Annotated in this window: 10 protein-coding genes and 2 pseudogenes; 4 read left to right on the top strand and 8 right to left on the bottom strand. The window is 33.9% G+C overall.

Translation table 11 applies throughout. From position 1 onward, the window contains the following. Window positions 1-200: 200 nt before the first annotated feature. From leuS to AAGD91_RS01350, 5 genes are read right to left on the bottom strand one after another with little or no spacing between them, the layout of a single operon-like run. Window positions 201-2,642 carry a leucine--tRNA ligase gene (leuS, locus tag AAGD91_RS01370; RefSeq protein ID WP_341821227.1) on the bottom strand — a complete coding sequence of 814 codons (2,442 nt, stop codon included), beginning with the start codon at window positions 2,640-2,642 and terminating at the stop codon, window positions 201-203. A gap of 12 nt (window positions 2,643-2,654) precedes the next feature. Next, window positions 2,655-3,260, bottom strand: a complete 606-nt coding sequence (locus tag AAGD91_RS01365; protein ID WP_341821482.1) for a M23 family metallopeptidase — start codon at window positions 3,258-3,260, stop codon at window positions 2,655-2,657. Window positions 3,261-3,313: 53 nt separating this feature from the next. Then, window positions 3,314-3,649: a MerR family transcriptional regulator gene (locus AAGD91_RS01360; protein ID WP_341821226.1), complete on the bottom strand. Its 336-nt coding sequence runs from the start codon at window positions 3,647-3,649 to the stop codon at window positions 3,314-3,316. Next, window positions 3,649-3,954 carry an integration host factor subunit alpha gene (locus AAGD91_RS01355; protein ID WP_341811964.1) on the bottom strand — a complete coding sequence of 102 codons (306 nt, stop codon included), beginning with the start codon at window positions 3,952-3,954 and terminating at the stop codon, window positions 3,649-3,651. The genes AAGD91_RS01360 and AAGD91_RS01355 overlap by 1 nt, the downstream gene beginning before the upstream one ends. Window positions 3,955-4,014: 60 nt before the next feature. Then, complete coding sequence (locus AAGD91_RS01350) at window positions 4,015-5,202, bottom strand: MFS transporter (RefSeq protein WP_341821225.1); 1,188 nt, start codon at window positions 5,200-5,202, stop codon at window positions 4,015-4,017. Between the two features lie 260 nt (window positions 5,203-5,462). Between AAGD91_RS01350 and AAGD91_RS06310 the strand changes: the two are divergent. Then, window positions 5,463-5,621 (top strand): annotated as a pseudogene (locus tag AAGD91_RS06310) (hypothetical protein); the annotation flags it as partial. 50 nt (window positions 5,622-5,671) lie between these two features. On the opposite strand, the pseudogene AAGD91_RS01345 reads toward AAGD91_RS06310, so the two are convergent. Both AAGD91_RS01345 and AAGD91_RS01340 read right to left on the bottom strand, forming a co-directional pair. Then, window positions 5,672-6,252 (bottom strand): annotated as a pseudogene (locus AAGD91_RS01345) (winged helix-turn-helix domain-containing protein); the annotation flags it as partial. Window positions 6,253-6,532: 280 nt separating this feature from the next. Beyond that, entirely contained in the window at window positions 6,533-7,960 is a 1,428-nt protein-coding gene (locus AAGD91_RS01340) for a HAMP domain-containing sensor histidine kinase (protein ID WP_341821224.1), read from the bottom strand. A gap of 65 nt (window positions 7,961-8,025) precedes the next feature. Between AAGD91_RS01340 and AAGD91_RS01335 the strand changes: the two genes are divergently transcribed. After that, on the top strand, window positions 8,026-9,222 hold the full coding sequence (locus AAGD91_RS01335) for an aspartate aminotransferase family protein (RefSeq protein WP_341821223.1): 1,197 nt from the start codon (window positions 8,026-8,028) through the stop codon (window positions 9,220-9,222). On the opposite strand, the gene AAGD91_RS01330 is transcribed toward AAGD91_RS01335, so the two are convergent. After that, complete coding sequence (locus tag AAGD91_RS01330) at window positions 9,203-12,892, bottom strand: DEAD/DEAH box helicase family protein (protein ID WP_341821222.1); 3,690 nt, start codon at window positions 12,890-12,892, stop codon at window positions 9,203-9,205. The genes AAGD91_RS01335 and AAGD91_RS01330 overlap by 20 nt on opposite strands. Window positions 12,893-13,012: 120 nt before the next feature. Here AAGD91_RS01330 and rimM point away from each other — a divergent pair, with 120 nt between their 5' ends. Both rimM and efp read left to right on the top strand, forming a co-directional pair. Further along, entirely contained in the window at window positions 13,013-13,519 is a 507-nt protein-coding gene (gene rimM / locus AAGD91_RS01325) for a ribosome maturation factor RimM (RefSeq protein WP_253307237.1), read from the top strand. 62 nt (window positions 13,520-13,581) lie between these two features. Continuing rightward, window positions 13,582-14,148, top strand: coding sequence for an elongation factor P (gene efp / locus AAGD91_RS01320; RefSeq protein WP_341821221.1), 567 nt, complete (start codon window positions 13,582-13,584; stop codon window positions 14,146-14,148). Window positions 14,149-14,155: the final 7 nt, after the last annotated feature.

Here is a 14,155-nt window from a genome sequence, read left to right as displayed (position 1 = left end):
CTCGTGCATATTCTCAGTATAGAATATATTATACCTTTATCATTCGCTTTTGAAAATACTATAAAACAGAAACAAAAGTGCTGTTTATTGCAGCTTTTGGGTAATTTAATGGTAAAAATTTTAGAGAGAAATTTTATACACTATCACTGATATTTTCCCTTAAGTTGACGCCATTGCCTGAACAGATACACTCGGATTTTTTATATAACTATATTTACTATCTTATTTGGTATAGCATATACAGTGCGAACTTTGCTTTGACCGATCTTACTGGACACAGAGTCTATCGCTATTTTCTTCAATTCTTCTTGAGGTAAGTTAATTGCTACCTTTATTGTTGTGCGTAATTTTCCATTGATTTGCACTGCTATAGTTACCGTATCGTCAACTAATAATGATTCATCAGCTTTTGGCCAAGGTTGACCTCCTATTTCTTGCCATAGGCTTTCAGCTAGATGTGGTATGAATGGTTCGATTACTCTGATTAATATACATATACCTTCATCAATAAGAGATTTTCCAGTTTTTACATCTATTTCAGCTATTAAGTTCGTCATCTCACGAAATTTTGCCACTACACAGTTTAATCTGCAGTTTTCCAAGTCATCTGTAAGTCCGTGTAAGAGTTTATGAATTTTTTTTCTGTACTCTAGAAGTCCACCCGTAATACTTTCATTATCATAGTGTATATTTACAGGTCTCAGCTGCATGACCATACGCCACAATTTATTTACATAACGAGAACAACCTTCCACGCCATCATCGGACCATTCCATATCTTTTTCTGGAGGAGTGTCGGACAACACAAACAAGCGAGCAGTATCAGCACCATACTTTTCTATGATAAAATTTGGATCAACTGTGTTCTTTTTCGACTTGCTCATTTTTTCAACTTTGCCCACTTGAACCTTAGCTCCTTGTGCAATCAACTCTTTTGCTTCTGCGGGAAATAGCCACTTACCATTTTCTTCTTTATAAGTTGCATGGCAGACCATTCCTTGAGTGATTAAAGTAGAGAAAGGCTCTTTAATAGCAAAATAGCCACATTTGGTTAAAGCACGGCAGAAAAATCGTGAGTAAAGCAAATGCAGAATTGCATGTTCTATCCCACCTATATAATAATCAACAGGCATAAAACGATTACATGCATCTTTGTCTATTGATTTATCTTCACTACAGAATGCAGCAAAATACCAGGAAGACTCAAAAAAGGTGTCGAATGTATCAGTTTCACGCTCTGCTTGCTTTCCACATTTTGGACAATCAACGAACTTCCAAGTTGGGTGCTTATCCAGCTGATTGCCACCACTTGTAAATTCTACATCTGCAGGTAGAACCAAAGGAAGGTCTTTTTCTGGCACTTGCACAGTTCCACAATCTTTACAATATATTATAGGTATAGGGCATCCCCAATAACGTTGTCTCGAAATTCCCCAATCATGTAAACGATAGTTTGTTGTTTTCTCACCTATCCCTTTTTCTTTGAGCTTTTTAATGATTACTTCCTTTGCTCTACTTACCGTTAATCCGTTTAAGAACTCAGAGTTAAACATTATCCCATCAACGACCTTCAAGGTCTCTATAGTTTGTGTACCCTCTTCACGAACTACGGGAATAATCGGCAAATCATATTTCTGTGCAAATTCAAAATCACGCTGATCATGTGCAGGGCAACCAAAAATCGCGCCTTCCCCATATTCCATCAACACAAAATTCGCTATGTAAAGCGGCAATTCCTTATCAAGAAATGGATGCTTAACGTTTAATCCGGTGTAAACTCCTATTTTTTCATCATTCTCCCCATTTGTTTTTATGTTATCGATAAAGTCCTGTATTTCTTTATTTTTTAAATCCTGCACAATAGGGTGCTCTGCTGCCACTGCACAAAAAGAAGCCCCAAATAAAGTATGAGGATAAGTTGTAAAAACCTTCAATTTCTTATTTAAGCCAACTACTTCAAACTCTATAGTTGCTCCTTCAGATTTTCCTATCCAACGCTCCTGCATTGTTTTGACTTTTTCTGGCCAATTTTTCAAACTTTGCAGGCACTTGAGTAAGTCTTCAGCGAAATCAGTAATCTTTAAAAACCATTGGGACAACTTACGTTTTTCAACAACTGCACCTGATCGCCACCCTTTTCCATCAACCACCTGTTCATTTGCAAGCACTGTTTGGTCCACTGGATCCCAGTTAACCCATGACTCTTTTCGATAGGTAAGCCCATGCTTTAAAAAATCCAGGAAAAATTTTTGTTCGTGTTTGTAGTAATCAGGCTCACATGTGGAGAGTTCACGCTCCCAATTATAAGAAAGACCTATAGATTTCAACTGTGTACGCATATTATCTATATTCTCTTTTGTCCATGTTTCAGGGCTAATATTATTGTCCCTTGCTGCATTTTCAGCTGGTAATCCAAACGCATCCCAGCCAATTGGATGCAAAACCTCAAATCCACGAGCTCTCTTGTAACGCGCTATCACATCCCCTATTGCATAGTTACGTAAGTGCCCCATATGAATTTTACCGGATGGATATGGAAACATCTCCAATACGTAACATTTCTCTTGTTCACTATTCTTGCTTACAGAAAAATCCCATTTATCTTGATAAAATTTTTCAACACTTTTAAAATCATATTTCATATAAATCCAAATTCAATTACAGTTCATATGCATCAAAGGATCAACCGCTTGGCCATTATGCCGTATTGTGAAACACATCTGTGGATCTTTATCTTGTGTGCTTGATTTACCTGCAGATCCAATCACTTGACCTTGCTTTACTTTATCACCAATTTCAACATGTATGTTTTTTAAATAGGAGTACACAGTCATGTAATTATCTTTGTGTTCTACTATAATTAAATTTCCATACCATCTCAGCCCTTTGCCTACATATACCACTTTGCCGGGTGCAGAGGCAACTACATTCGTTCCATTTTGAGCAGCAATTTTTATGCCATCCTTACACATTTCATCAGAAGAGGTAGCTGAAATAACTGTACCTTTAACTGGCATTACAAATTTGCAATTTACCCCCACGTTTTGTGCATTATTGTTATTTTTGTATATCCTGTTTATGATGGCTTTTCTATTTTCTTTTTTTATTAAAGGCTCCCTAATTAAATGGTACTCTCTTGTATATTCCAGCTCTCTTTTTCCGTAAAATTCTTCGCCTTTAAGCAGCACAGGTGCAGGTTTTTGCAGGCCACAGCCTATTAATATTGCTAATAATATAAGAAATGAAGCTATATGCCACATTTTAGATATATCAACTCTCACAAAACTCCAAAATTTTAGCGAGACGTAGTGTTTCACGCCTGTTCGTTACTTTCCTCGTTATTTATTTTACTAGTTAAATAATCCCTCAAATCGGTAAGTTCTTGCAACAAATTCTTTGGATCACGATTGACTTTTATATCATTACCAAATTCTTTTTGCACTCCTTTTATTGTATATCCTTTATCATATAGCATGTATTTTACTTTCTTTATAGCCTCTATACACTTAAGATCATATAGCCTTCTTCCTTTATGCTTTGTAGGCTTAATTTGATGAAATTGACCTTCCCAAAATCTTAAAACATGCTGTTCCAAATGTAGCTCTTCAGCTACTTCCCCAATCGTATAAAATAATTTTTCCTTATTCATTAATTATTGATTAATTTTTTTATAATTTTTGAAGGCCTAAAAGAAATTGAATTTCTTGCCTGAATCATCACTTTCTCTGATGTATTTGGTATATTTCCTGGTCTTTCCTTCTTTTTCTTAACCAAGAATGTTCCAAATGACGATATTTTTACTATTCCATCCTTTGCCAAGCTTGTCTTTATTTCGTTCAATATATCATCTATTATCGAAGCAGAGTCTTCCTTTGATAATCCTATTTCTTGGTTTATATTTTCAGCTATCGTTGCCTTAGTTACTGTTGTGTCTTTTGTTGTAACGTGATCCATTATTGATAAATATTACAATACGTAAATATAATATAGCAATCGACTCGAGATTCAGCTACTTTATTTTTTAGGGTATGTCTCTTCTGTAGCATAATTTAAAATACTAGCAACTGCCAACATTACAAATATTGCAAAAAGCGCCATTTGATGATCTGTAAAAAGTGCTAGCATTGACACTATAATTCCGCTGACAATAAACATAAACCCATTGATAATGGATGATGATGTGCTAATGTATTTTCGTTTCACAATCTCGCTGCCGACAGTAAAATTAAGCATATGTCCTCCCGCAAAAAACCCGAACATTAACATACAAAAGTACACAACGTGGACTGTTAAGTGGCTGTACAACAAAATAATCATTGAAATACCTTGTAACAGAGCAAAAGCAGAGATTACATGCCTTCTATTTTTAAATAGATTTGAGATTCGATCTGCAATTGGAGCACCAACTGCAAGACCAAGCCATAATATTGCGGTTGCTACACCTGACTCCACTGCATCAAGTTCTGAGTTGCTCAGTAACCTTGGAGCCCACAAGGTATTCAGTGCTAAAAATGTTCCAAAAGTAATAGCACCCACCACTGAAGTTATCCAGATATCTCTTAATTTTAGCACTTTGAGTACAGAGCACATTACTGTTCTTATAGAGCTTTTTATTGTGCATTCTTCTGAACTGCTTTCTGGAAGTGTGTTTGGACAAAAAAGCGTAAGTACAAATATCAACACACCAAATAGTATTATGCATACAATCAGATTCTTCCAATCTGCACCTTCGGCAAGCAAGCTAGAGAACAACATTTGAATCACCAAAGCGGAAAGACTTGAAATTGTCTGCACTAGTGAAAACATTAATCCAAATTGGGCAATGGAAAAACATATGCTACTTGTATGAGCAGCACCAATAAAACCAAATGATGCTCCAGTTGCAATCAATACTTGAGATAAAATCAAATGGGAAAAATTGTCACTATTAATAAGGACAAAAAACCCCAAGATCATAGTTGATAACGAGAAAAAATAAATTTTTTTACTGGAAAAAACATTAAACGTTGCCCCACTAAAAAATTGTAAGATAGCAAAAGTCCAAGTATATACTGAGTTAGCTAGCGCAACTTGCGCGATTGTAAGTCCAAGTTCTTTTTCAAGATTCACACTTATAAAAGTATAAACTATCTGAATATTGCTGAATATAACAACCAAGTTACTGATCAGCCAAATGAACCAAGCCTTAGCTCTGCTTTCCATAAGATTTATTTTTATAAGTAATCTATTAGAAATTTAACACTAAGTCTCTTTTTAAGCTATTGTTTCCTGAATAAGTGCTGGACTTGACTTTCTTTAGCTTTATTGTACAATTAAATAATTTTATTCTAGAGGTTGGTAATATGGCACCACAAGATAAATCTCAATTCAAAAAGTTTGACAATATATTAGCAAGAATAAGTGACACCATTGATTCTGGTAAGGGTGATTCTATTGAGATTTATGATGAAATAAAAAATTAGCTGAGAGAAGAACTTAATAATGTATATGAAGAATGGAAAAGTAGTGAATTTAATCCAAACTTCAGATTCAAATTAGACGATGGTTATGAAGTAGAAACAACGCTACTGCACATTGCCATTCAATGCAGGAAAAGTGCTGCATGTGCACCACTAGTCCAATGCTTGTTAGATCAGGGAGCTGATCCCAACGTACAAGATAGTCCTTATAGTAGTTTTACCTTAACCTGTGTCCTAATGCCTTTTTTAAACCACCCGTGTCCAATCTTTGAATGTGTGCCAAACCGCGATTCATCGAAGAAAAACAGCTCTTTTTCAGGATACATGACAATAGTTTCATTAAGATTTTTTTTTAAACTCCTCTTGTTTACTTTTATCTTGTCCGTTATGCACTGGTCTTGGTGTGATATATGAGAATTTCATTCTTTGCATATTACGGTGTACTGTAAACTTGCTAAACCAAACCTTTCCTGAATTCTTATTTTCATTTCTTTTATAGTAATATTGGGGTTTTCCTCTATCCACACCTCAACTTGTTCACGTTGACTTTGGTTCAATATAGTTTTTCTACGGCGTTGAGGTGGAGCAAATAATTTTTCTTCTCTGCCAAATTTTAGGTCATGCAGTAAGTGCCTTTCTTGAAATGCAACATATTTTTGCTACGGCTGTTATACTATGCTTTTTTGCTGCAATTACAGCATTTAGTTTTTTTGCAACATATGCATTATTTCTTACTTTCTTCAGCATTTCTTTTGCTCACTTTTTCATCCAATAATTTTGATCTTAATGCCATTTAAACCTCGCTATTTTACTTACTCCAGTATGGCTTTTTTTCCATTATTGTCTATCCGTTACTTGTATAGCGGGAATTGGTATAACTAATTTACTTATCAACATATCCACTAACTATAATCTGTATACCGCTACACAGTTAGAAGTATTTTTTGATTTTACAATACAGCTTGAGATTCAATTTTTATAATTTTCTTGTTGACTAGCCAGATGGTATCTACCTTCTCGGCTTGCTGCTTTTGATAAAGTGTGGTTTTCAAGACCATATCAAATAGATCCTATTAAAAATCAATCGAATCTTCACATGTTTGTTCTTCATAAAAGAAGTTCAATGTTATCGTAGTACCAAGTTTTGCTTCACTTTTAATGTCGAAAGTTCCACCCATTAACTCTACTAATTTCTTGCTTAGCGGTAATCCGATGCCCGTACCTTCATTTCTATATCCCGAAGCTGCTTGGCCAAAAACAGACATAACTTTATATATATCCTGCTGCATTATTCCTATTCCATTGTCATGAAACTCAATAGTTAATAAGTTTTTTTCTATATTTTCTTTTATCACCATTCTTATTAAACCATCTTTGGGAGTAAACTTGATTGAGTTTGATAATAAATTTATTATAACTTGTTTCATTCTCTTAGGATCTGCAATGACTAATAATTGTTTATTAGTCGTCTCTTTTTTTAAATTAATCCCGGCTTCTTTTAATTTAGGTAATAGCATATTTACGCATGAATCTATTATTTTGTTCAGGTTAAACTTCACTTTTTCTACTGTTAAACTACTTGATTCAGCTTTTGAAAAATCTAACACATCATTAATTAAGGTAAGTAAGTGTGTTCCTGCATTATATATATCGTCTGCATACTCCTTGTATTGAGAGTTATCCATTGAACCTAAAGTTTCATTTTTGATCAACTCCGCAAATCCAATAATAGCATTAAGAGGTGTGCGTAATTCATGTGTAACGCTTGCAAAAAATTTTAGCTTATTTGCATTTTCTTGCTCTAATGCCTCTTTTATCTGCTGTAATTCAATGTTAGTTTTATGTTGCTTGGCTAGCATTTGGGTATTAGAAAAGTGCAAATAGAACATTATTAATATTAAAATTATTAATATTAAGCCCAAAAATGTTAAAAATAGGCCATATGCTATAACATAAGAATTATTGTAGTTTCGAAGAATCTTCAAAAAAAACGAAGGTTTAACGCTATTTTCATGGAATATAGGAAAAATAGAAGTTAATGTATTTCCTGTAGTATAAAATATTTCTTGGTTACTTAATAGTTTATCAATTTCATCGTTTGTAAGTAACTGTTCATAATCATAATCTTGAGTGTTAAAATTACTGAATATTATTCTGCTGTTTTGATCATACAGTATTAAGCTGAAATCCTTTACTTTGCTCACTGATTGTAATAATTCAGCACGCAGTTTTACCAGTTGGTTTATGTAGTCAAAATTTTTGTATTTAATGTGATGCTTTTCTATTAGTAAATAATGGTATTTTTTTATTATGCCATTTTCCAGTATACTTTTTAAGTTTACACTTGAGTCACGGTAAGAAGAAAGGAAATTACTCCTTAGTAAATAATTACAATATATCACACTGAATAAAATCATAAAGATCGATGAGAGTAATGCAATAACTTTTGTGTATTTGTTTTTCTCCAGCACAGAAAACATTGATTTACCTAGCTTATACATATTCTTCTTATTGTGAAACAACGGTTTTTATGTTATTAATAATAAAATTTAGCATATAATATTTTATGACAATTTCTCCTATTTTGCCAGTTTATTCGCCTGTTAACATAAATTTTTCTTATGGTAAAGGTATTTACTTGTATGATATTGACGGTAAGCGCTACGTAGATTTTCACTCTGGAATAGCCGTTAGTAGCTTAGGTCACACTAATTCGCGATTAATTAGTGCTCTAAAATCGCAAGGAGAAGAATTATGGCATATATCAAATACCTATAATATACCTGCTGCTAATAATTTTGCAGAAAAATTAATAAACAACAGTTTCGCTGACACTGTATTTTTCTCAAATTCTGGATCAGAGGCAGTAGAATGTGGGCTTAAGATTGCTAGGGTCTATCAAAACGGAAAAGGCAATAAAAACCGTCACAGAATTTTAACATTCCATGGTGCATTTCATGGAAGAACCTTCCTAACTTGTGCTGCAAACGATAAACAGAAATTTTCTGAATTACTGAGTCCATGTATTGATTGGTGTGATAATATCGAGCCCAATATTGAGAGTGTAAAGAAAGCAATTTCAAGTGGTATAGGCGTTATATTAATAGAACCAATACAAGGGCAAGGTGGTATCAAAGTAATGAATGAAGTCTTTATGAAAGAACTAAGAAAGCTGTGTGATGAAAATGACATATTGTTATTTTTTGATTGCGTACAATGCGGTGCTGGTAGGACAGGAAAATTATTCGCATACGAACATATAGGAGTGGAACCTGATATATGTGCTCTTGCAAAGGGAATAGGAGGAGGCTTTCCGCTAGGGGCTTGTCTTGCAACTGCAAGGGCTGCTAAGTATATGGCGGTCGGTATGCACGGTTCCACTTTTGGTGGCAATCCGCTTGCAACCTCAGTAGGTAATGCTGTGCTCGAAGAATTGCTCAGTCCTGGCTTTTTGAAAAATGTTGAAATTAGAGGTAAGTATTTAAAAAATAAATTAGAAGACTTAGCAAGTAAATTTCCAATAATAGAAGAAGTGAGAGGGAAAGGGTTAATGCTTGGAATAAAGGTGAAAGCAAACAATAAAAAGTTTGCAGAAGAGCTAAGTTATCGCGGCTTGCTTACTGTTGGGGTAACATCAGATAACATTGTGAGAATTTTACCTCCACTAATTATCACTGAAAAAGAGATTGATGAAGGCATCGAGATTTTGACTCAATATTTATCTGAGAAATCTTCTAGTGAAATCAAGCAAATACACACGTAAGATCTGGCTGTTTACCAACTGTTGTTTGTACCGAAATTATAGTAGTAGCTACTTCATTCATGCATTTTACCTTATCTTGCTCTTTTATCAATGTAAGTCCATTTATATCACTTAGTGAGTCAAACTTTGTTGCATCTTCAAATATAAATGATTGTAAGATGCTTTTTGGAGCCTGGAAGAAAACGCTATTACCAAATGATAATATCGTTTCTGATAAATCCTGTACTAAATCATTTCTAAAAACGCATTTCGATAATTCCCCTAACAGGATTGGTATTCCAAAAAGAAAAAATGTCCCTTTCACTAAATAGGTCGTTATTCCACATAATAATGCACCACACAAAAATGCTAGCGGTCCAAATGCTATAAAACCGCAAAGTGATGGCAATAGCATAGTATGGCCTAATGATATTTCATATATAAGATTCGCTGAAACTATAAGTCCGATGAATAGCATAGCTGTACCCAAGACCATCCTTTGTCTAGAATGTTCTTTCCAGTTCTTGCGATATAATTCAGAAAAGTTATTGTTAACTTTTACTTTAAAAATATTATGGTTAGTTTTTAATTTAAGTTCTAAACCAAAATTTTCTTCCAACTCTGGAAAAAAACCTCTCAAAAGATTGTCCCGCTCTGAAATTACTCCATGACGCCATTTATGGCAATCTATAACTTCATCAATTACCATACTAATTTGATTATTGATCTTGTATACATTGCTCATTTTATATGAACATCCACAATAATGCTTTTTTCTAAAGTCTGCGCAGCTTAAATTCTTTAAATCGTACAAAAAGTCTTTAATTTCTTGTGCTGTTTTATTAGCATCATCTCTGCAACCTACGGCTTTCAAAACTGTTGCTAAATGCTCATTTTCAATGCGAGAAATCGTTTTATCTAATGCATATATATATTGTTTAGATTGAAAGTATGAGATGATTTTTTCTTTACACCTATCTCCATTGTCTTCGTACAAACTATTTTGTGTAAAACTATCGTCATTTTCTTCGGCAATTTTTAATACATGACCTAATACATTTTTAGCCTTCACACTACTTTCAAAGTAGCAGTTTCTGATTATGTGCACATATGCCTTTGCATCAGCATTTTCAGACTTACCTACATTATACGCTTTAGCTAAAAAGACTAAATAGTCAAATCCTGCCCATAGATAATACATGGACTTTACAATAGCACTTCCCACAGAAAATAGAACTGAGCGTGTGTAAGATAATTTACCGTTGTTTTTAATTCTGTCTTCATATGAACAAAGATATTTTTCTGTGCTTTTTAAAATCTCACGTAAATCTTCTTCTGTCTTTCCTACGTCAAAATCATTTATATCATGTACTTTTTCATACACCTCTTTTATCAAATCCTTTGAAAATTTTTTCAGAGCTGCGTCATCGATATTTCCTAGTGCATCCATGTTTTCGCTAATATAGATCTCTATTTTTTCTCCAAGCTCTATTCCCATTCTATTTTTTATTAGTTTATTGTACCTATCAGTGGCTGGAAATAAAACCTTTTGACAAAAATCCTGCGGTGCGCTTTTTAATTTTGCTAAAACTTTATCTACAAATAACTCAATTTTTTCACCTCCAGCAGCAAAAAACCAAGGTTGCCTGTTAGGATTGCGTTCTCTATTTCTTCCCAAATTCTGCAAAGCTTCTGCTGGATTGTTGAACTGACTAGTTGAATCTGTAAATATTGATGCAACGTGATTATACTCACTATCGAAACCACGGCCTTTTGACTCGTCTATAATTGTTGTCAACGCATATTTAGCTAATGTGCTTAAATCGCCTTGGTCATAATTACAATAGTCAGCTCCATATTTACCTGCGTCATTACGTGTTATTTCAAAAAAAGGTTTATTTGTCTCAATACCAAGATCATTTTTTCCAAGTCCTGCAAAAATACATTTGTTTTCTCTATAGAAACTACGTAGTACATCTTCTCTTCTTTCCATGAGATTATGCAGCTCTTTACTTAAGTGCCAGTTATCAACTATTAGACTGCGTTGTTTATCATTGCTTTTACTCAATGCTTTAATTACTGTCTTTATCTGTGGTAAAAGCTCATCCTTAGCGAACTTCTCACTAAAACCTTTTTTCTTTAGAAAATCTGTAATGCTGCTATCATTAGCAGTACTAACCTTATTTTTAACCTCTTCTATTAATCCACCTAAATCTTTTCTTCTTTGTTTATCCAAAGCGGTGTTATCGCATTCCACTAAATACGAAAGTGTAAGATCAATCATTGAGTGCATTACTCTGTATTCTAGATACTTAGCAGTATTGCTAAAATCTACCTTGTCTTTCAATTTAGATATCTGTTTTTCCGTTAGACCAGGGTGTTGCTTTTTAACGCAGTTTATAAAGTTTGATTGACGTAATTTGAGTCTGTAATCTTGGTACGACATCCCTTCAGGCTGAAATTTATTATAAACTTCATAACGCGTACCATCTTCATATACCAAATTATTCTTACCTTGCAATGCAAAGCTAAGGTTAATTATGCTATTCACATCATCAACTAGAATAAGAGCATTTTCCCCAATTGGGCTTTGTACGTTCCACCTTACAGATTCCAGCAGATTATCATAGTCAACAAGTTTATTGTAATTAAAAACTTCTTCACATTCTTCAACATATTCATGAGCTGGACTAGACTTTTCCCTAGTAAATAAGCTGCGCACGTTAGCAGCAAACCTAAGGAACAGTTCTTTTGATTCTACTCCAGTTATTTTGGTCAACACCCACCAAATTGGCAACATTACTATACTAAATATAAACATAGAAACTATACAATATAGATTCTCAATTAAAGCGGAATACAGCCAATGATCTGAAGTTAGACCAATTATTGCAGCAACATTACTATTTATAATAGGGAATAATGTAATTAAAGGTATTATGGTAGCAGCAACATTCACCACGAATGCTCGGTTGAATTTTTCTCTTTCATTAGTTTTTGCAATAACATTTACTGTTTTGATAGTGTTTGCAATGCAGCGTCTACTTGATCTGGTAGGACTGATAATTTTTCCACATCTGTTTAAGATCCTTTTCTTTGGTGTTGCGGTTAGGTAAGTCGTAGGATATTCCGCATCAAGTTTGCACATATTTTCAAAGGCCTGCTGCTTGTTAATGCTATCTGCTTCATCAACATTAACCCACAATTTAGGCTTTTCACCGTTTTGCTTTTCAAATTTTCGATCATTCTCTTGCTGTAAAAGCAGATCATGTGTTACTATAATTGTTGTAGGTTCAGTGACTTTCAGCGCATCTTTAATTTCTTGCACAGTTTTAGGTGTTTTAACATCTACAGTAAATGCACCATCTATCATTTTCTTAGCTTGTTCAACTAAATTACCATTTGGCACTGCAACTAAATGGTGATATCCTGCTTGAGCTAGCGCATGACTCCACAATCCAATATCATAAGTCTTGCCAAACCCAGTTTCTGCATCAATCATAGTATTACAGTTAGTGATGGAAGAACTTTCTAGATGCTTTAGCATCTCTTCAACAACAGGTTTACGACGTTCTACTATTATAGATTCTTTGTCACTGAAGAGCTTTATAGATTCACCTTGTAGCTTACTATTAACTTCCTTTAAATGAGGGATAAGCTCTTTTATTTGATTAGTAATACATTGACTCATATCTTCCCACTATCAATACAATGTATTTCATAATACATTGTATTGATAGAATTACAACAAACATTTTTAGGTATTTTATGCCTTATAGACAAAAAATCCAACATTAGTTATCATCTTAATATGAACGACAATCTGGTATGCCTCGGAATGATTACTTCTCCTCACGGAATTAAAGGAGCTGTTAAATTAAAAACTTTTACCGAAAAACCTGAAAATATCTCCTTATATGGTGAGCTAATAAGTGGTGATGAGAATTATAAAATAGACTTAGTATCCGTCATAGGTGATAATCTAGTAATAGCTACAATCAGCGGAGTAAATTCCCGTAATGAAGCAGAGCTTTTAAGGAATAAGAAGCTGTATATAGAAAGAAGCAAGCTACCGAAGCTAAATGATGAGAATGAATTTTATCAAAGTGACCTTGTAGATATGGAAGTAAGGCTGGAAAGTAATGAATTATATGGCAATGTAAAATCTATATATAATTTCGGCTCAGGGGATATATTAGAAATTTTAGTTATCAGCACAAAAAAACGCATTATGCTGTCTTTTACCAAAGAAATGTTTCCACACATAAACATGAAGGAGAGGTATATGGTGCTCAATATGCCAGAATTTATTGACTAATAAAGACTTTGATATTTATATAAAGCTATTTATAATTGTAAGATCGAACTGAAAATGTAATTATGGCAGAAAGAGCTAACGATATCAGACCAGGTCAGGTGTTGGAACATAACGGCGGATTATTTTTGGTTGTAGGTATTATGCATACTCAACCTGGTAAAGGTGGTGCATACATACAAGCCGAAATGAAAAACATCAAAACCGGAGCAAAACACTATGAAAGATTTCGCTCTGATGCAACAATCAGAAGGGCAATTTTAGATGAAGAGGAGTATGTTTACCTTTTCACTGAAGGAAACATTGTAAATCTTATGCATCCAAGTAATTACGAGCAAATCACTATAAATTTGGACTTATTGGGAGAAAAAAAGATTTATCTACAGGATAATATGAAAGTTAAAATAGTAACTTATCAAGACAAAATAATTTCTGCGCATGTGCCTGATTATGTTACACTTGCTGTGAAAGAAACAGAGTCTGTTATTAAAGGACAAACTGCCACTGCTTCTTATAAGCCTGCAATTTTAGAAAACGGAATGCGCGTTAACGTGCCTCAGTTTATAAAAGAAGAGGATAAAATTGTAGTATATACTCCAGATGACAGCTATTATGAAAGAGTGAAAAAGTAAAAGGAAG

This window comes from Wolbachia endosymbiont (group A) of Myopa testacea (assembly GCF_964027115.1).
Taxonomy (GTDB): domain Bacteria; phylum Pseudomonadota; class Alphaproteobacteria; order Rickettsiales; family Anaplasmataceae; genus Wolbachia.
This window is presented reverse-complemented; position numbering and strand designations above follow the sequence as displayed.

What these genes read in the sequence shown, in the direction of transcription:
- leuS (WP_341821227.1), bottom strand. Translation starts at nt 2,642, where the DNA reads ATGAAATATGATTTTAAAAGTGTTGAAAAATTTTATCAAGATAAATGG.
- AAGD91_RS01365 (WP_341821482.1), bottom strand. Translation starts at nt 3,260, where the DNA reads ATGTGGCATATAGCTTCATTTCTTATATTATTAGCAATATTAATAGGC.
- AAGD91_RS01360 (WP_341821226.1), bottom strand. Translation starts at nt 3,649, where the DNA reads ATGAATAAGGAAAAATTATTTTATACGATTGGGGAAGTAGCTGAAGAG.
- AAGD91_RS01355 (WP_341811964.1), bottom strand. Translation starts at nt 3,954, where the DNA reads ATGGATCACGTTACAACAAAAGACACAACAGTAACTAAGGCAACGATA.
- AAGD91_RS01350 (WP_341821225.1), bottom strand. Translation starts at nt 5,202, where the DNA reads ATGGAAAGCAGAGCTAAGGCTTGGTTCATTTGGCTGATCAGTAACTTG.
- AAGD91_RS01340 (WP_341821224.1), bottom strand. Translation starts at nt 7,960, where the DNA reads ATGTATAAGCTAGGTAAATCAATGTTTTCTGTGCTGGAGAAAAACAAA.
- AAGD91_RS01335 (WP_341821223.1), top strand. Translation starts at nt 8,026, where the DNA reads ATGACAATTTCTCCTATTTTGCCAGTTTATTCGCCTGTTAACATAAAT.
- AAGD91_RS01330 (WP_341821222.1), bottom strand. Translation starts at nt 12,892, where the DNA reads ATGAGTCAATGTATTACTAATCAAATAAAAGAGCTTATCCCTCATTTA.
- rimM (WP_253307237.1), top strand. Translation starts at nt 13,013, where the DNA reads ATGAACGACAATCTGGTATGCCTCGGAATGATTACTTCTCCTCACGGA.
- efp (WP_341821221.1), top strand. Translation starts at nt 13,582, where the DNA reads ATGGCAGAAAGAGCTAACGATATCAGACCAGGTCAGGTGTTGGAACAT.